The 17,869-nt window shown below is 59.7% G+C and carries 18 protein-coding genes and 2 tRNA genes; 12 read left to right on the top strand and 8 right to left on the bottom strand.

All coding sequences use genetic code 11. From position 1 onward, the window contains the following. Window positions 1-158: 158 nt before the first annotated feature. The 3 genes from RS75_RS13345 to RS75_RS13335 are packed head-to-tail and all read left to right on the top strand — an operon-like array spanning window position 159 to window position 1,877. Window positions 159-1,172 carry an NAD(P)H-quinone oxidoreductase gene (locus tag RS75_RS13345; protein ID WP_045021158.1) on the top strand — a complete coding sequence of 338 codons (1,014 nt, stop codon included), beginning with the start codon at window positions 159-161 and terminating at the stop codon, window positions 1,170-1,172. A 49-nt stretch (window positions 1,173-1,221) separates the two neighbouring features. Then, window positions 1,222-1,515, top strand: a complete 294-nt coding sequence (locus tag RS75_RS13340) for a toxin-antitoxin system TumE family protein (protein WP_045021157.1) — start codon at window positions 1,222-1,224, stop codon at window positions 1,513-1,515. After that, entirely contained in the window at window positions 1,512-1,877 is a 366-nt protein-coding gene (locus RS75_RS13335) for an HVO_A0114 family putative DNA-binding protein (protein WP_045021155.1), read from the top strand. The genes RS75_RS13340 and RS75_RS13335 overlap by 4 nt, the downstream gene beginning before the upstream one ends. 558 nt (window positions 1,878-2,435) lie before the next feature. On the opposite strand, the gene RS75_RS13330 is transcribed toward RS75_RS13335, so the two are convergent. The 5 genes from RS75_RS13330 to RS75_RS13310 all read right to left on the bottom strand — a co-directional run bounded on the left by RS75_RS13330 (window position 2,436) and on the right by RS75_RS13310 (window position 7,116). Then, complete coding sequence (locus RS75_RS13330) at window positions 2,436-3,476, bottom strand: sulfate/molybdate ABC transporter ATP-binding protein (protein ID WP_045021153.1); 1,041 nt, start codon at window positions 3,474-3,476, stop codon at window positions 2,436-2,438. An 11-nt stretch (window positions 3,477-3,487) separates the two neighbouring features. Then, a complete protein-coding gene (gene cysW / locus RS75_RS13325; RefSeq protein WP_045021151.1) occupies window positions 3,488-4,357 on the bottom strand; it encodes a sulfate ABC transporter permease subunit CysW in 870 nt (289 codons plus the stop codon). After that, window positions 4,350-5,207 carry a sulfate ABC transporter permease subunit CysT gene (cysT, locus tag RS75_RS13320; protein WP_045021149.1) on the bottom strand — a complete coding sequence of 286 codons (858 nt, stop codon included), beginning with the start codon at window positions 5,205-5,207 and terminating at the stop codon, window positions 4,350-4,352. Before cysT ends, cysW begins: the two co-directional genes overlap by 8 nt. Before the next feature lie 197 nt (window positions 5,208-5,404). Continuing rightward, window positions 5,405-6,430, bottom strand: a complete 1,026-nt coding sequence (locus RS75_RS13315; protein WP_045021147.1) for a sulfate ABC transporter substrate-binding protein — start codon at window positions 6,428-6,430, stop codon at window positions 5,405-5,407. A gap of 245 nt (window positions 6,431-6,675) precedes the next feature. Continuing rightward, window positions 6,676-7,116 carry an RrF2 family transcriptional regulator gene (locus RS75_RS13310; protein ID WP_045021145.1) on the bottom strand — a complete coding sequence of 147 codons (441 nt, stop codon included), beginning with the start codon at window positions 7,114-7,116 and terminating at the stop codon, window positions 6,676-6,678. 204 nt (window positions 7,117-7,320) lie between these two features. On the opposite strand from RS75_RS13310, the gene RS75_RS13305 reads away from it, so the two are divergent. The 4 genes from RS75_RS13305 to RS75_RS25635 all read left to right on the top strand — a co-directional run bounded on the left by RS75_RS13305 (window position 7,321) and on the right by RS75_RS25635 (window position 11,178). After that, window positions 7,321-8,103 (top strand): phosphoadenylyl-sulfate reductase, encoded by a 783-nt coding sequence (locus RS75_RS13305; RefSeq protein ID WP_162484806.1) that lies wholly within the window; start codon window positions 7,321-7,323, stop codon window positions 8,101-8,103. 27 nt (window positions 8,104-8,130) lie between these two features. Continuing rightward, complete coding sequence (cysD, locus tag RS75_RS13300; protein WP_045021143.1) at window positions 8,131-9,084, top strand: sulfate adenylyltransferase subunit CysD; 954 nt, start codon at window positions 8,131-8,133, stop codon at window positions 9,082-9,084. Beyond that, a complete protein-coding gene (cysN, locus tag RS75_RS13295; protein WP_045021141.1) occupies window positions 9,084-10,565 on the top strand; it encodes a sulfate adenylyltransferase subunit CysN in 1,482 nt (493 codons plus the stop codon). Before cysD ends, cysN begins: the two co-directional genes overlap by 1 nt. Window positions 10,566-10,956: 391 nt before the next feature. Next, window positions 10,957-11,178: a hypothetical protein gene (locus RS75_RS25635; RefSeq protein WP_084686862.1), complete on the top strand. Its 222-nt coding sequence runs from the start codon at window positions 10,957-10,959 to the stop codon at window positions 11,176-11,178. Between the two features lie 259 nt (window positions 11,179-11,437). Here the strand turns inward: RS75_RS25635 and RS75_RS13285 are convergent. Continuing rightward, window positions 11,438-11,514 (bottom strand) — tRNA-Pro (locus RS75_RS13285). 264 nt (window positions 11,515-11,778) lie between these two features. Here RS75_RS13285 and RS75_RS13280 point away from each other — a divergent pair. From RS75_RS13280 to RS75_RS13265, 4 genes are all read left to right on the top strand, one after another. Beyond that, window positions 11,779-12,198 carry a hypothetical protein gene (locus RS75_RS13280; RefSeq protein WP_045021137.1) on the top strand — a complete coding sequence of 140 codons (420 nt, stop codon included), beginning with the start codon at window positions 11,779-11,781 and terminating at the stop codon, window positions 12,196-12,198. Window positions 12,199-12,584: 386 nt separating this feature from the next. Continuing rightward, window positions 12,585-14,318: a malate dehydrogenase (quinone) gene (gene mqo / locus RS75_RS13275; RefSeq protein WP_045021134.1), complete on the top strand. Its 1,734-nt coding sequence runs from the start codon at window positions 12,585-12,587 to the stop codon at window positions 14,316-14,318. A gap of 311 nt (window positions 14,319-14,629) precedes the next feature. Next, window positions 14,630-14,911, top strand: a complete 282-nt coding sequence (locus tag RS75_RS13270; protein ID WP_045021132.1) for a type II toxin-antitoxin system ParD family antitoxin — start codon at window positions 14,630-14,632, stop codon at window positions 14,909-14,911. Then, window positions 14,901-15,212 (top strand): type II toxin-antitoxin system RelE/ParE family toxin, encoded by a 312-nt coding sequence (locus tag RS75_RS13265; RefSeq protein ID WP_045021131.1) that lies wholly within the window; start codon window positions 14,901-14,903, stop codon window positions 15,210-15,212. Before RS75_RS13270 ends, RS75_RS13265 begins: the two co-directional genes overlap by 11 nt. 48 nt (window positions 15,213-15,260) lie before the next feature. On the opposite strand, the gene RS75_RS13260 is transcribed toward RS75_RS13265, so the two are convergent. Further along, a tRNA-Gln gene (locus tag RS75_RS13260) sits at window positions 15,261-15,335 on the bottom strand. Window positions 15,336-15,537: 202 nt separating this feature from the next. On the opposite strand from RS75_RS13260, the gene RS75_RS13255 reads away from it, so the two are divergent. Continuing rightward, the gene (locus tag RS75_RS13255; RefSeq protein WP_045021129.1) at window positions 15,538-16,446 is read left to right on the top strand and encodes an MBL fold metallo-hydrolase; all 909 of its coding nucleotides are present in this window, start codon (window positions 15,538-15,540) and stop codon (window positions 16,444-16,446) included. 133 nt (window positions 16,447-16,579) lie between these two features. Here the strand turns inward: RS75_RS13255 and RS75_RS13250 are convergent, their stop codons facing one another. Next, entirely contained in the window at window positions 16,580-17,500 is a 921-nt protein-coding gene (locus RS75_RS13250; protein WP_045021127.1) for a DUF1499 domain-containing protein, read from the bottom strand. Between the last annotated feature and the right edge of the window lie 369 nt (window positions 17,501-17,869).

Here is a 17,869-nt window from a genome sequence, read left to right as displayed (position 1 = left end):
ATGCCCGGCAGGGCAGAGGGGGGTAAAGCCGCGCACTCCACGCCCATGCGAACCAACAACACCCAACGTACTCCAGCGTCAAAGAGCCGCCTTTCCTAAAGGACGCATCCGGCCTACATTTTAAGGTAACGCCAATCCTTAGGGAGTTGCCCTCACCCATGTCCGATACCACGACCCTACCCGAAAAAATGCGCTTCATCGACCTCCCCTCCCATGGCGGACCGGAGGTGATGCGGCTTTCACAAGCGCCTTTGCCGAAACCCGCCAAAGGCGAGATATTGGTGAAGGTCGAGGCTGCGGGCGTCAACCGTCCCGATGTCGCACAGAGACAGGGCATCTATCCGCCGCCCAAGGATGCAAGCCCGATCCTCGGCCTCGAAATCGCCGGAGAGGTGGTTGCGCTGGGTGAAGGCGTCGACGAGTTCAAGCCGGGCGACAAGGTTTGCGCACTCGCCAATGGCGGCGGTTACGCTGAATATTGCACCGTGCCGGCCGGACAGGCCCTGCCCTTCCCCAGGGGCTATGACGCCGTCAAAGCCGCAGCACTGCCGGAAACCTTCTTCACCGTCTGGGCCAATCTCTTCCAGATGGCAGGCCTGACTGAAGGGGAAAGCGTGCTGATCCACGGCGGCACCAGCGGCATCGGCACGACGGCCATCCAGCTTGCCAGAGCTTTTGGCGCGGATGTCTACGCCACGGCGGGCTCTGCGGAAAAATGTGAGGCCTGCGTCAAGCTCGGCGCCAAACGCGCCATCAACTACCGCGATGAAGACTTCGCCGCAGTCATCAAGGCCGAGACCGATGGCAAGGGTGTCGATGTGGTTCTCGACATGATCGGTGCGGCCTATTTCGAAAAGAACATCGCCGCGCTTGCCAAGGACGGCTGCCTGTCCATCATCGCCTTTCTGGGCGGCGCCGTGGCTGAAAAGGTCGATTTGCGGCCGATCATGGTCAAGCGCCTCACCGTCACCGGCTCCACCATGCGGCCCCGCACCGCCGACGAAAAACGCGCCATCCGCGACGATCTCGTCGAGCAAGTCTGGCCGCTCATCGAAAGCGGCAAGGTCGCGCCCGTCATCAACAAGGTCTTCACGCTGGACGAGGTTGCAGAGGCCCACCGGCTGATGGAAAGCAGCAACCACATCGGCAAGATCGTGATGCGGGTGTCGTGATTGCGCGCCGCCGACGTTGTTTTCATTGACAACAGACGGAGACGTTGTCATGAATAACAACACAAAGGCGGTATTTATCGAGAAAACCCGCAAAGTGATCGATGAAACGGCCTTCTTCGAGGTTGTCCTGTGGCATCTGCCTGAACCGGTTCCCGGAAGCATCCATCCTTTCAAATACCGGCTGGCGCTTGTGGTCGAAGGGGAATGTGTTCTGCGTTACGACAATGAACGCGGCAAAGGTGATCATCGCCACATGGCGGAGCGTGAGGACGCAATCGAGTTCACCACGCTTGAAGCCCTCTTCGATGCTTTTCAGGCTGATATGGAAAGGATTTTGTCATGACCACACTCACCGTCCGCCTCAGCACAATCGACGACATCAAAGGCCGGTTTGTCGCTGCCGGAAATCTGGCAATGTCCGGAAAGCCGGTGGCGGCAAAACCGTCGGTGGCGTTTTCCAGCTATGAGGACCTGCACCGCATTTTAGCGCCTCTGCGTCTTGCCATCGTGAAGGCTCTGGCCGGACAGGGGCCGCTCTCGATCCGCGAGGTCGCACGCCGAGTGGGGCGGGATGTGCAGGCCGTTCATCGTGACGTGACGACGCTCCTCCATGCCGGCATCATCGACAGGAACGAGGACGGTATCGAATTTCCCTACCACAGCATCCACTTCGAATTCGACGTGAAGGCAGAAGAAGCGGCGTAATCAGCTTGGTAGTGTCTTGAACGACTACCTCTTGCATTAACGGCGAATCGTACTACCTTCTAGTTATGTTCAACGTATCGGAAGGAGGTGATCCAATGTCTAATGAGATTTCGGTCTCTGGTGCAGGCAATGGAAAGGGTAGGTTTTCGACGGGGCAGCCCTCGGCGTAAAAACCTCTTGCCTTCGGAACGTTGAGAAACAGTCCCGGGTCTGTAAACAGGACCAAGCTCATGGAAGGGTCGCCTCTGGCGACCCTTTTCCGTTTCCGGGTTTATCAGTGCGTTCATCCGGTTCTCTCATCTCTGTGCTTGTCACAGAGATCCAGCCAGACCAAGTCTTTGGACTGAAAGAGCCCTTTCGCCGCGCAGACGCGCGCCGGCTGGATTCCTGTGACAAGCACAGGAATGAGGTGTGGGTGTTGTAAGCGTCTTGTACATCCAGCCGACGCGGACCTCGCGCGGCGGAGAGAGTTCTTTCAGCCAAGGCCTTGAGCTGAAAGAATACCGGCTCAAGGCCGATATGACGGGGAACTGAGGATAGTCGCAGCCGGTATCTCTCCTACTTCTTGCCGAATACCTTCCAGCGGGTCGGGCGAAAGCGCAGCTCGGCTCCAACAGCCACGGCGGCGTTCAGCGGCACCTCGATTTCGAGGTGATAGGGTTCATGGCCGTTATTGGCGATGTCGATTTCGGCGATGCGGGTGCCGGCGAGGCGGCGACAGGTGGTGACCTTGCCGTAAAGCGCGTTTTTCTCGTCCGTCAGCACCACATCTTCCGGGCGGAAGAAAAGCTCGCCCTCACCTGCGCCGCCTTCGGCGACACCGATGTTTTCACCCTGAAACACCACCTGGCCGTCGCGGATCGTCACCGGCAGGCTGGAGGATTCGCCGATGAAGGAGAAGACGAAGGGAGAGTTGGGCGTGTCGTAGACATCATCCGCCGTGCCGACCTGCTCGATCTTGCCCTGGCTCATGACGACGACGCGGTCGGCCAGTTCCAGCGCTTCCTCCTGATCGTGGGTGACGAAGACGGTGGTGTGGCCGGTGCGGTCGTGGAATTCACGCAGCCAGCGGCGCAGCTCCTTGCGCACCTTGGCGTCGAGCGCGCCAAAGGGTTCATCGAGAAGCAGGACCTTCGGCTCGATGGCAACCGCGCGGGCAAGCGCCACACGCTGGCGCTGGCCGCCGGAAAGCTGGGTGGGGTAACGTTTTTCGAGACCGGTCAGATGCACCATGTCGAGAAGTTCGGAAACTCTTCTGCGGATCTCGGCCTTTGGCGGGCGCTTGGCTGAGGGTCGCACCTTCAGGCCGAAGGCGATGTTCTCCGCCACCGTCATATGGCGAAACAGCGCGTAATGCTGAAAAACGAAACCGACATTGCGCTCCTGCACCGTGCGGTGCGAGGCATCCTCATCGCCGAAGAAGATGCGGCCTGCGGTCGGCTGTTCCAGACCTGCGATGAGGCGCAGCAGCGTCGTCTTGCCGGAACCGGAGGGACCGAGCAGCGCGATCAGCTCGCCGGAGCGAATGTCGAGCGACACGTCGTTCAGCGCCGGAAAGCGGTCGAACTGCTTGGTGATGCCGGAAACTTTCACTTCCATGAATATGCCTTTCAATGCTTGCCGGCTGCGTTGCCCGCGCCAAAGCGTATTTCGAGAATGGTTTTGAGAACGAGCGTCACCAGCGCCAGACCGGCAAGCAACGTCGCCACAGCAAAGGCCGCACCGATATTGTACTCATTATAGAGTATCTCGACATGCAGCGGCATGGTGTTGGTCTCACCGCGAATATGACCCGATACTACCGAGACGGCGCCGAACTCGCCCATGGCGCGAGCGTTGCAGAGCAGCACGCCGTAGAGGAGGCCCCATTTGATATTCGGCAGCGTGACATACCAGAAGGTCTGCCAGCCGGTTGCGCCCAGCGAGATCGCCGCTTCCTCGTCGCCATTGCCCTGCTCCTGCATCAGCGGGATCAGCTCACGCGCGACGAAGGGAAAGGTCACGAAGATGGTGGCGAGCACGATGCCCGGAACGGCGAACAGGATTTCGATGCCGTAACTCTTCAGCCATGGCCCGAGCACGCTGTGCGACGAAAACAGGATGACATAGACCAGGCCTGATATGACCGGCGAAATCGAAAACGGCAGGTCGATCAGCGTTATCAGGAACGCCTTGCCCTTGAACTCGAATTTCGCGATCGCCCAGGCGGCCGCAACGCCGAAAACAAGGTTGAGCGGCACCGAAATGGCGGCGACGAGCAACGTCAGGCGGATTGCGGACAGCGCATCCGGCTCGACGATCGCCTCCCAGAAGGCGTCAGCCCCTTTGCGGAAGGCCTCGAAGAACACCGATACCAGCGGCAGAACGAGGAACGCCGCAAGGAAAAGAAAGGCGATGGCAATCAGCACCAGCCGGGCGGGCAGGCTTTCGCTGGCGGGATCGCGGAACGGCCGGGACGAGGTGCGGGAAGCGTCAGACATAACCGTACCTCTTGCGGCTCCAGGCCTGAATGAGATTGATGAGGAACAGCATGGCGAAGGAGATGATCAGCATGATGGTGGCGATGGCGGTCGCGCCGGCATAGTTGAACTCCTCCAGCCGGATGACAATGAGCAGCGGCGCGATTTCCGAGACGTAGGGAATATTGCCGGCGATGAAGATGACCGAGCCGTATTCACCCACGCCACGCGCAAAGGCGAGCGCGAAACCCGTCAGGATGGCGGGCGTCAGGCTTGGCAGCAGAACGCGGGTGATGGTCTGGAAACGGTTGGCGCCGAGCGTTGCCGCCACCTCTTCCACCTGCCGGTCTATCTCCTCCATGACCGGCTGCACGGTGCGGACGACAAATGGCAGGCCGATGAAGATCAGCGCTATGACGATGCCGGTCGGGGTAAAGGCGATCTTGATGCCGAAGGGTTCGAACAGCGCGCCGACCCAGCCGCGATTGGCGTAAAGCGTGGTCAGCGCGATACCGGCAACCGCCGTCGGCAGGGCAAAAGGCAAATCGACGATGGCATCAACGAAGCGGCGGCCGGGGAAACGGTAACGCGTCAGAACCCAGGCGACGATGACGCCAAAAAACGCATTCACCAGTGCCGCGATGAAGGCCGTGCCGAAACTGACGCGCAGCGCATTCAGCGTGCGGCTGTCGGTGGCGATCGCAATAAAATCTGCAAAACCAAGTTTCGCCGTGGACCAGACAAGGCCGCCGAGCGGAATAAGAATGATGAGAAACAGATAGATTACCGTGTAACCGAACGTCAGGCCAAAGCCGGGTATTACGCTCGACTGCCGCCACTTCCACCTGTTTCCGGATGTATTATTGCTCATCAAGGCTCCGGATAATCTTTGTTTGGCGCATTTCCGGACAGAAAACCGGGATCCACTTTTCCTGGAAATGCTCTCTGGGAGCCGGTGTTCCCCGGCCCTTATTATAAAGTATCGACCGGCATGGTGTCCGGTCGATTGATCTGCTTTTCGAGTTTCCCTTCGTGGGGCGGGCGATCTCGTTTCAGCCCATCATCCGCTTACTTGGCGGGCTTGTAAATCTGGTCGAAGATGCCGCCATCACCGAAATGTTCGGGCTGCGCCTTGGCCCAGCCGCCGAAGATCGGGTCGTCGATGGTGACGAGCTTGATGTCGGGCAATTGCTTGAGCAGATCCTTGGAGACGACCGCAGGGTTCGACGGACGATAGAAGTGCTTCGCCGCGATATTCTGGCCTTCGTCGGAATAGAGATATTGCAGATAAGCTTCGGCCACCTTGCGGGTGCCCTTGGCGTCGACGTTCGCGTCAACCACGGCCACCGGCGGTTCGGCGAGGATCGAGATCGGCGGCACGACGATGTCAAACGCATCGGCGCCGAATTCCTGACCGGCAAGGTAGGCCTCGTTTTCCCAGGCCAGCAGCACGTCGCCGATCTGGCGCTGTGCAAATGTGACCGTGGAGCCGCGGGCGCCGGTATCGAGAACCGGAGCGCGCTTGTAGACTTCGCCGACATAGGCCTTGATCTTGTCCTGATCGCCCTTGAACTCTTCATTCGCCCAGGCCCAGGCCGCGAGATAATTCCAGCGCGCGCCACCTGATGTCTTCGGGTTCGGCGTGACGATCTGGACGTCGCCCTTCACCAGATCGCCCCAGTTATGGATGCCCTTCGGATTGCCCTTGCGCACCAGGAAAACGATGGTGGAGGTGTAAGGCGAGGAATTATGCGGCAGGCGCGTGCGCCAGTCCTTGTTGATCTTGCCGGAATTCTGAACGATGGCATCGATGTCGCTCTGCAGCGCCAGCGTCACGACATCCGCCTCCAGACCATCGATGACCGAGCGCGCCTGCTTGCCGGAGCCGCCATGCGACTGCTGGATCGTGATATCTTCGCCGCTATCGGCCTTCCACTTCTTGGCGAAGGCTTCGTTGAAATCCTTGTAGAGTTCGCGGGTGGGATCGTAGGACACATTAAGCAGCTTGGTTTGCGCAGCCGCCGAACCAACACCCCCAAGAGCCAGAGAAAGACCGAGAGCGACAACGCTCAAACCGGACAGAAGCTTAGACATCGGTATTCCCTCCTGATGAATATGGCTTAACTCTACTGGACCGGTAGAGTTGGTCAATGAGGCCGAATACGATCGAAAAAGTGTTTCCCGAGAGCGTTTCCCCGGGCAACAAATACAACGCAGCATAAGCCAAACACGCAACAAGCGTCGTGTAAAACTTTGCTGAATGCAAAATCGTTTCACATTTTTGACGATTTTTTGCGCCTGAGACGAAAAATATTCTGACCTTTTAGACGATTTTTTCGTCAGGCGGTCAAAAGCTCGGGCACTTCGACACCTGCCAGGGCGTCGGCAATGGTGGTATTGAAAAGGATGTTGCGGGTGGCATCGGCCACGCGGGCAAGCACATGGCGTATCTCGCACTGCTTCTCGCCATCGCAATCCTCGCAGCGGCGATAGGCGGTCTGCGACAGGCAGGGCAAGGGCGCGAGCGGCCCGTCGATCAGGCGCAGCACCTCGCCGAAGGTGATATCCGAGGCCGGACGCGCCAAAAGGTAACCGCCCTGCTTGCCGCGCCTGCTTTCGACGATGCGCTCCTTCTTCATTTCAAGAAGGATCTGCTCCAGGAATTTTTTCGGAATGGCCTGTTCGCGGGCAATGTCGGAAATCTGCACGGGACAGCCACCGTCGGCCTTTGCCAGCGACAGGAGCGCCCTCAGCGCGTATTTTGCCTTCTGCGAAATCATCGTAAAACCAGTAGACCACAAGCCCGGGAACCCGGCAATTCCGACTTAGCGCAGAAGTTGTCACAATTCAAATCCAAGCTGCAAAGAAGGTGAACGGGCATCTTTTGCTCATACAAAGCGCGCGTGAGGCATTTTTGCTCTCAAGTGCAGCGCACAAGGACTGTCATTTCTGTTCCAGAGGCCGGATTTCAACAATAATCGGCCATGGAAATCCCGGACGTGACAATGACGATCAATTCAGCAAATGCCTCTGCCGATACCGCATCCTTGGACGCCGCGCTTGCCGGGCTCGATCTTGCGGGACGACTTTCCTTCATTGCCGGTCTCGGCGGTCGCGTGGTCTTCACCACCAGCCTCGGAATCGAGGATCAGGTCATTACGGCGGCCATCGGCACCCATCGCCTGCCGATCGATGTCGTGACGCTGGAAACCGGCCGGCTCTTCAAGGAAACCGTCGATCTCATCGATGAAACCGAAGAGCGCTTCGGCATCGAAATCCGCCGCTTCCGGCCCGAGCAGGACGATATCGACGCCTATGCCGAAAAATACGGTCTCAACGGCTTTTACGAAAGCATCGAGGCCCGCCACGCCTGCTGTCATGTCAGGAAGCTGATCCCGCTCGGCAAGGCGCTGGAAGGCGCTGCCTTCTGGATCACCGGGCTCCGTCGCGGCCAGTCGGGCAACCGCGCGACCACGCCTTTCGCCGAGTTCGACACTGAGCGCAATCTCATCAAGATCAATGCTTTGGCGGACTGGGGCATCGAACAGATCCAGGCCTATGTCGCGTCTGAAAACATTCCCGTCAATCCGTTGCATGCGCGTGGTTACCCCTCCATCGGCTGCGAGCCGTGTACACGCGCCATCAAGCCTGGTGAGCCTGAGCGCGCCGGACGATGGTGGTGGGAAAACGACGAGAAGCGCGAATGCGGCCTTCACGTCGCCGGTGCGGAACAGACATCCGCCATCTCCGCCATTCCGCAACGATAATCATTCAGACCATTTCCGGAGTTCACAATGTCCAACGCAGTCCACGAGACGGACAGCAAGAATACTGTCGCATCCAAGCCGCCGCTCGATCCCCATCTGAAGGCGCTTGAAAACGAAGCCATTCACATCTTCCGCGAAGTCGCCGCCGAATTCGACAATCCCGTGATGCTCTATTCCATCGGCAAGGATAGTTCCGTGCTGTTGCACCTAGCGCGCAAGGCATTCTTCCCCGGCCGCGTGCCCTTCCCGCTGCTGCACGTCAATACCGGCTGGAAGTTCAAGGAAATGATCGAATTCCGCGACAAGATCGTCAAGGAATATGATCTCGATCTCATTTCCTACACCAACCCGCGCGGCGAGACGGAAAACGTGACGCCCTTCTCCCATGGATCGGCGCTCTACACCGACATCATGAAGACGGAAGCGCTGCGTCAGGCGCTCGATGCCGGCCAGTTCGATGCGGCCTTCGGTGGTGCACGCCGCGACGAAGAGGCGAGCCGCGCCAAGGAACGCATCTACTCTTTCCGCACGCCCGACCACAAATGGGACCCGCGCAACCAGCGCCCGGAACTGTGGAACATCTATAACGGCATGGTCCGCAAGGGCGAAAGCGTGCGCGCCTTCCCGCTCTCCAACTGGACCGAAGTCGACATCTGGCGTTACATCGAGGCGGAAAACATTCCGCTGGTGCCGCTCTATTACGCCGAGGAGCGCCCCTATATCGAGCGTGACGGCATGATGATCCTTGCCGAAGACGAGCGGCTGGAATTGCTGCCCGGCGAAGAGGTCCAGCACGGCTCGATCCGCTTCCGCACGCTCGGCTGCTTCCCGCTGACCGGTGCGATCCGTTCCGAGGCGGCGACGCTTCAGGAGGTCATTGCCGAGCTGGAAATCGCCACCGTTTCCGAACGGCAGGGCCGCGCCATCGACCGCGACCAGTCCGGCTCGATGGAGAAGAAGAAGCGCGAGGGCTATTTCTGATGACCGCCGCTGCGACCAACAACGCCTCCACGGCCACCATTCTGCCCTTTGCCGAACATTCGAAGGCGACGCGCGATACGCGCCCGCTTCGTCTCATCACCTGCGGCAGCGTGGATGACGGCAAATCGACGCTGATCGGCCGTCTCCTGTGGGACACCAAGGCCGTCAAGGAAGATCAGGCCGCCACCCTGCACCGCGACAGCGGCAAGCAGAACGATCTCGGCCTGCCCGATTTCGCACTGCTGCTCGACGGTTTGCAGGCCGAGCGCGAACAGGGCATCACCATCGATGTCGCCTATCGGTATTTCTCCACCGACAGGCGCGCCTTCATCGTGGCCGACACGCCCGGCCACGAGCAATATACCCGCAACATGGCGACCGGCGCTTCCACGGCCGATCTTGCCGTGCTGCTCGTCGATGCGCGCACCGGCATTCTGGAACAGACACGCCGTCACGCCACCATCGCCGCACTGATGGGCATCCGGCAATTTGTGCTGGCCATCAACAAGATCGACCTGACGAATTACGACAAGGCCGGTTTCGAGCTGATCGCCCACGAGTTCCGCGATTTCGCCTCCGACCTTGGCATCAAGCAGATCACCGCCATTCCGATGTCGGCGCTGAAGGGCGAAAATGTCGTGCTGTCAGGCAAGGCTTCGATGCCCTGGTATGAAGGCCCGACGCTGGTCGAAACGCTGGAGCTTGCCACGGTGCGCTCGGCGCAATCGGGTGGCTTCCGCTTCCCCGTACAGCGCGTGTCGCGCCCCGGCGAGAGTTTCCGCGGGTATCAGGGCACGGTTTCCGGCGGTTCGGTCAAGCCGGGCGACAGCGTCGTCGTGCTGCCGTCAGGCATGGTCGCCAACGTCAAGCAGATCGTCACTTTCGATCTGCTGCGCAACGCCGCTGTTGCGGGTGACGCCGTCACGCTCGTCCTCGACCGTCAGGTGGACGTATCGCGCGGCGACATGATCGTGTCCATCGAGGCGCAGCCGCAGACGGGGCTCGCCTTCGACGCACAGATCGTGGCGTTGCAGCCGGGCGGCATCGAAGCCGGAAAACGCTACTGGCTGAAAAGCGGCAGCCGCCGCCAGCGTGTCAGCGTGCAGCCGGTCAGCCAGCTCAACCTGAAAGAAGGCGAGTGGCAGGCGCACGAGACGTCGTTGCCGATGAATGCGATCGGCAAGGTGCGTCTCTCCTTCGACGAGACGGCGATCTTCGATGCCTATGAGCAGAACCGGGCAACCGGCTCCTTCATCCTCATCGATCCTGATACCAACAACACGGTGGCCGGCGGCATGATTGCCGGCAAGCGCAGCGTTGGCGCGACGGAAGAAAAGGGCGACCGGGTCATTCTCTCCCTGCCCGCCGATCTCGCGGAAAAATTGCTGGCGAGCGAACTTCTGGCCAAGCACCGCGACGAAATCGACATCCGCCGCACCGATGGCGCAACCGCCTCGCGGCTGATCGGCGATCTCGACTGAGGATGTTCCGATATAAACAGAAAAAGGCGACCGCAGGCGGTCGCCTTTTTTCGTTACGGGCCTGTATTCGGCGCCGCTTAAAACACGAACATATAAAGCAGAACGATCACGAAAATCGGGACGCCCATCGCCCACAGCGCAATACCCTTCAGCATGTTATCCTCCATTGTTGTTGTGAATGGAGAACGGCTGAGGCGCGGTTGCGTTCCCTGCGGCTGCGCTGACAATGGCTCCATTGTTGTTCGATAACGGCACCGTCCAGCCACGACTGTTGACAGGAAAACCCGTGGAACTGCGTTCAGGCCCTGTTAATGGCCGACGCGTCACTCTCTCACCGATGGAACTGCGTAGTTCAGCGTACGTTAGTGTCCGTCATTGGGAGATGAAGATTATGAAAATTTTGACTGCAGCGATCTGTCTGGTTTCGGTCGGCATCCTAAGCGGCTGTGTCGACGATCGAGGATACCGAAGCGGCGGATACTATACGACAGGCGTGTATTACCGCACCTATGACCGCGATCGCCAGTACCGTGACTATGACCGTCGCGACTGGCGCGACCGAAGGGATTGGCGTGATCGTCGGGACTGGCGTAGTGACCACCGCTACCGCTAACGATGATCGACTGGACTTACATTAAGGCTATTACTTCTGGCCGACGGCTGTTGTTTGCGTTTTCTCATTCTCGCGCTGGCGAGAATGAGCAATTGACTGTCCGTGCGGTCGCCAAAGCCCCAATTTTCAGGCGCAGGCGGCAAATGTATCCTGACCGGTCCGGGGTTCAAACGGTCCGGTTTCGGTACGAGATTTCATTCAGGGATTTTCAGGAAGTATCGGGATCAGTCGCAAGCCGCAGGAAAGATCGGGCTTAAGCTGGTCGGAGTGAGAGGATTCGAACCTCCGACCCCGTCGTCCCGAACGACGTGCGCTACCAGACTGCGCTACACTCCGTGACCAGCGGCGCTTCTATAGACCAGCCTCCGGCGTTCGACAAGCGGCATATTGCATTTTTTATGACAAGTTTTCGCGGCGCGGCATAAGGCGGGCGTCAGGCGCTTGCGGCATAGGGCGGGATGCCGGAAAACGTTACAAAAAAGCAATTGTGGCAGGAAATTTTCGTGAAGCAGCACACCTCCCCTGCCCGTCGCCGTCAAATCTGCTAGGGGAACGGAATGACCGGCGAGAAGCCGGACTCGGCACAAAGGACATTTCACCATGCAATTTCGCAGCGTAACGCTCGCAGGGCTCGCCATTGCGCTCTCCGCCTGCACGACATCGACGGGCTCCGCCCCTTCCTTCACCCAGAAGAGCCCCGTTGAAACGCGGTGGGTCGGTCAGTCCGCGGGTATTTTCTTCGCAAAATTCGGCCCGCCGCTGAGCGACACGGAAACCGGCAGCTCGACCGTCTATAATTGGCGCGGCGGCTACAAGAAGGCCACGGTTCCGGCCAGGTTCGAGGAAGGCAAGGACGGCAAGAAGGGTCGCCAGATCTCGCCAGCCCGCACCGCCTCGCTCTCCTGCACGGTTCAGCTTGTCGTTGCCAGCGATTACAGGATCACCGCCGTGCGCACGGTCTCCGACCGCCCCGGCGTCAACGGTCCGAGCTATTGCGCGGAATTCCTCGCCGCAAACTGAGTGTCCGGCCGGAAAACGGAACAACAAGGCCCGCCCCAACCGGCGGGCCTTTTCACTTTTCCGGGATCATTGTCATTTTCTGAAATTTTTTATTCAGGAACAGCGGCACCCGGCCCATCCCGCCTCGCAAACGGCAGATTGCGAGCCTTGCCGCGATATTGGGTGCGGAGAAGCCTTTCAACCGTTTGAAAGCGGCTTCTAATCTTCACGACCATAAAAATGACAATCGGCAAAGCCGCCATAATCGCCGTTGCGGCCTCATGTCTCGGCAAAATCCTTGCAAAAGCGCTTGAACTGGGGTGATTGTATCAGGGTTGTGCCGGTTTGTGCTTTGCTGTAACGGGGCGGCCGGGAGGAGTGTTTTTAACACAAAACAAGAGTCAGGTATGGCCGTGACCCCCATCGATCAAGACAAATCCCAGCTCACTGATCTTCCTTCAGACGCATTTTCCTCCCATGCGCTTCCCATGAACCGTCGACAGGTTCTCGGCACAGCACTTGCAGGGCTTGCGGCGGCAGCGCTGCCCACCTCCCCGCTTCACGCCGACACCGCGACCAAAAAGGTCGACGTGCTGTTGATCGGCGGCGGTATCATGAGCGCGACGCTCGGTGTGTGGCTGCGCGAACTTGAGCCGACCTGGTCGATGCAGATGCTCGAGCGGCTGGACGGCGTGGCGCTTGAAAGCTCCAACGGCTGGAACAATGCCGGCACCGGCCATTCCGCGCTTGCCGAGCTGAACTACACGCCGGAAGACGACAACGGCAACGTCAAGATCGCCCAAGCCGTCAACATCAACGAATCCTTCCAGATTTCCCGGCAATTCTGGGCATGGCAGGTGCGCAACGGCGTTTTGAAGAACCCGCGCTCCTTCATCAACCACACGCCGCATATGAGCTTCGTCTGGGGCGATGAAAACGTCACTTTTCTGGAAAAGCGTTATCAGGCGCTCAAAGCCAGCCCGCTTTTCGCCGGCATGGAATATTCCAGCGACCCCGAACAGATCAAGAAATGGGTGCCGCTGATGATGGAAGGCCGCGACCCTTCCCAGAAGATCGGCGCGACCTGGTCTCCGCTCGGCACCGACATGGAATTCGGCGAAATCACCCGCCAATTCGTGTCGCATCTGCAGAGCGACCAGAACTTCGACCTGCAGGTCAACAGCGAGGTTTCCGATATTCAGCGCAATGCCGATGGCAGCTGGCGCGTGACCTATAGCAACCTCAAGACCGAAACCGAACACACCGTGGATGCGAAATTCGTGTTCATCGGCGCCGGCGGCGGCGCGCTGCACCTGTTGCAGATGTCCGGCATCCCGGAAGGCGACAACTACGCCGGCTTCCCGGTTGGCGGTTCGTTCCTGATCAACGAAAACCCTGATGTGACGATGCAGCATCTGGCCAAGGCCTACGGCAAGGCCTCGGTCGGCTCGCCGCCCATGTCGGTTCCGCATCTCGACACCCGCGTGCTTGGCGGCAAGCGCGTCATCCTGTTCGGACCTTTCGCCACCTTCTCCACCAAGTTCCTGAAGGAAGGCTCCTATTTCGATCTCGTCTCCTCCGTCACGACAAGCAATGCCTGGCCGATGGTGCGTGTCGGCATCGACGAATATCCGCTGGTGGAATATCTCGCCGGCCAGCTGATGATGTCGGATGATGACCGTTTCGCCGCGCTGAAGGAATATTTCCCCAACGCCAAGCAGGGCGAATGGCGCCTGTGGCAGGCGGGCCAGCGCGTGCAGATCATCAAGCGCGACGAGGAAAAGGGCGGCGTCCTCAGGCTCGGCACGGAAATCGTCGCCGCGCAGGATGGCAGCATCGCCGGTCTGCTCGGCGCTTCACCGGGCGCGTCCACCGCAGCACCGATCATGCTGAGCGTTCTGGAAAAGGTCTTCAAGGACAAGGTGGCAACACCGGAATGGCAGGCCAAGATTCGCCAGATCGTGCCGAGCTACGGCACCAAGCTCAATGACGACCCGGAAAAGGTACAGCAGGAATGGGCCTATACGTCCGAACACCTGCAACTGCCGACCCCGCCGCAGATCGATCTTGATGCGCTGAAGGGGGCCGCACCGGCACCCGCGGGTGCGCCGGTGAAGAAGGTTCCGGATATCGCGCTGTAAGGCGGACCGTCCAACCCTACGAAATGAAAGCGCCGCGTCTTTTTTTAGTCGCGGCGCTTTTTGTTGAAAACAAACCTTGCCAAACACTCCGACGTCATCCTCGGGCCTGTCCCGAGGATCTGCAACAGATTGATTTTGTCGACGTGTTTAGATCCTTGGGACAAGCCCAAGGATGACGGAGGAGACGTTTTCAGGCTCTCGCCACAGGCCTGTTCAAGTGAATTGTTGTTAAACGCACTGAGACCGAAACGTCTGGTGCTCAAATCAACTTGGTGGTAATAATTGCTACCAGAGCCTCCATGGAGACGAGCATGGCCAACGTGGAAAAAATCAGTGTTTCGATGACACCCCAGCACGCCGAAATCTTGCGCGACGCCGTGGAAAGTGGTGCTTACGCGAGCGGAAGCGAGGTTATCCGCGAGGCGCTGCGCGACTGGTCGGCAAAATGGGTCCAGCGACGCGGCGATATTGCCAAGCTGCGCGCATTGTGGGCCGAGGGCAAAGAAAGTGGCAGCTCAACTGAGGTAGATTTTGACCAGGCGCTTAATGAGGCGCGGGCGGAACTGGCTTCGTTGAAGACCCGTGCCCGCTAAGCTCGTCTGGACACCCCGTGCACGCACCGACGTGAAGAACATCTACATCGATATCGGCAAGTCACAGCCCCTGGCCGCAGAACGATATTTCGCGCGGTTCCGCTACAAGGTGGAGCGTCTGGCCGAACATCCGCGTCTTGGAGAACGCCATCCGGAGATCTTTTCATCCGCCCGCATGCTCGTGGAAACACCTTACGTCATTCTCTACGAGACAGTACCCGATACCGATGACGGTGAAATACAATCCGTGGACATCGTTCGCGTGATCGATGGCCGCCGAGACTTGCGAACATTGGTTTGACGGGCCCTATCCCCGAACCAAACACACTTTTTGATTTTTGTCATAAAATGGCTGGGGCGCCAGGATTCGAACCTGGGAATGCCGGTACCAAAAACCGGTGCCTTACCGCTTGGCGACGCCCCAACAGGGCAGCTTGGGCGAAACGCCGCTGCCTGAACCGGGCCTGATTAGCAAAGCCTGCCCGACGCGGCAATGACCTGAGGGCTTATTTTTTCACAAAATCCAAGCTTTTTGGATGCCGCGCCTGACATGGCATGTTAGGGCTTGGCGATTGCGCGGCTGAGGCTGTGTTGTGGATAGCATGGCATTATCTCAGGAGGTCTCGATGGCGGACCCGGCATTCGATCTCGATTTCAGGCCGGCCTATGGCGAGGCGGTCCCTGTCGCCCCGCTTATTCAGCGCATTACCGTCAACAATCCCTCCGCTTTTACCTTCCATGGCACCAACAGCTATATCGTCGGAGACCGTTCCGTCGCCGTCATCGATCCCGGCCCGGAGGATGAGGTGCATTTTCAGGCGCTGATCGCGGCGTTGAAGGGTCGCGAGGTCAGCCATATCTTCGTCAGCCATACCCATCGCGATCACTCGCCGCTCGCCCGGCGGCTGAAGGAAACGACCGGCGCGCTGACGGTCGCGGAAGGTCCGCACCGCGCCGCCCGGCCGCTGCATGTGGGCGAGACCAATCCCTTTGCGGAAAGCTCCGACACGGCTTTCGTGCCGGATGTGGCGCTTGGCGACGGGCAGAGCCTCTCCGGCGACGGCTGGCGGCTCACGGCGCTGCATACGCCGGGGCATACCGCCAACCACGCCGCCTTCGCGCTTGATGGCAGCGGCATCGTCTTTTCCGCCGATCACGTCATGGCCTGGGCCACCACCATCGTTGCGCCTCCGGATGGTTCGATGAGCGATTACATGGCCTCGCTGGAGCGGCTGCTTGTGCGAGACGACCGGCTGTTCCTGCCCGGCCATGGCGGACCGGTCAACGATCCCGCCGCCTTCATGCGCGGGCTGCGCGCCCACCGCCGCATGCGGGAAAGAGCGGTTCTGAAACGCATCCGGGAAGGCGACCGGTGGATTGCCGACATGGTGAAGGTGATCTACGCCAGCACCGACAAACGCCTGCACGGGGCGGCGGCCCTTTCCGTGCTTGCCCATATCGAGGACCTGATCGAGAAGGGCGAGGTGCGGACGGACGGTGCGCCTTCGCTGCTGGGGGAGTATTTTCCGGCGTGAGCCGGTATTCCTGACGGATAATATTTCACAGTTTGTTGTGGCCCTACCCGTTGAGGGGCGAGCGAGTGCCGCTTGTTTCTTCTCCCCGGCGGGGAGAAGAAACAAGCGGCAGCGTCACAACGTCACAAATAGCCTAATTGTCGTTCAGCCCCTGCATTTCCGCATCCAGCGCATCGAGATAGGCTTCGGCGATCGCCGCACCCATGCCGAGATCGTGCGGACCGTAGCGTGAGGCGACGCGCATGTCGACGATGGTGGTTTCCGCTTCTTCCTTCAGGCGGATGAGGATGTCGAACCGCAATCCCCAGATGCGCGTGCGCGTCTCGCCCTGCATCAGCACCACACCGCTGCCGTTAAAGAAGGTGGGCTGCGGCGCCTCAAGCGGCCGGGCCATGGGAACCGGCACGATGGAGGGCAGGTCTTCGACCGGCGCTTCCTCGGCGGGCGACGTCTTGTCCTGTTCGGGAACGCCGAGCGAGGGCGGCTCCACCGCGCCGATGACGCCTTTGGTGTGGGTGATGCGGATATTCTGGGCGGCGGCCATTTTTTTGGCGGCGGTGTAGATGCGGTCGATCGCGCCTTCGTAACGGCGTCCGGCAAGGCTCGCATAGGCCACGGCCTGCGCATCGCGGTCCTCTTTGGCAACAATTGCCGGTCTTGTCAGCCATTGCTGGTTGGCAACCGGCGGTGCCAGCCATTGCGGCACATCGGACAGGTCGGTGGAGATGTCGTAAATCTTCGGCTGCTGCCAATAGAGATATGCGCCATAGCCGACAACGCCGAGCGGCAGCGCCGACAAAAGCAGGGCTGCAAGCGCCGAAAGGCCGCCGCGCGCGCCTTTCGTCCACAGCCGTTCGAGACCGATCACCGCCAGAAGCACGGCCACCAGCCCAATACAGGCGGCAATGATGAGCAGCCCGACGAGATCGGGCGTCGTCAGCGGCCCGAAGCGGTGGATACCGGCGGCGATGAGGAAAAGCACCAGCGCCGCCAGACCAAGATAGCGGGAAAGATAGGCTGCAACCGAAAAAGGCCGGACGAAACGCACAGTCATGGAAGCGGATATCCGTAAGATCGCATTGGCGTAAAAGCGTTGCACCCGAAATCTGGCAAGGGAATCACCTGCATATGATGTCATAGACCGGATTTGCGGTGAGGAAAACAAAGGACGGGTCTGATGCGATGCTAAAGTGCGCAAACCTTTCCTCCGTCATGCCCGTCCTCGGGTCAGGCCTGAGGATGATCCGGCATCCAGCCACGGCGCGTCTGCGCCGTGAAAGAAGCCTCTCGCGATCAAGGACTTGATCGCAATGGACCCCGGATCTAGTCCGGGGTGACGGAGTATGATGTTACGGCACCGCCAAACTATAAGCTCCGAGCCTCCGGCATCGTTTCGAGCGCGTGAGGGGTCAAGGCGACGATT

It is taken from the genome of Rhizobium nepotum 39/7, assembly GCF_000949865.1.
GTDB lineage: Bacteria > Pseudomonadota > Alphaproteobacteria > Rhizobiales > Rhizobiaceae > Agrobacterium > Agrobacterium nepotum.
The sequence above is the reverse complement of the archived record's forward strand: the minus strand, read 5'-3'. Positions and strand labels throughout refer to the sequence as shown.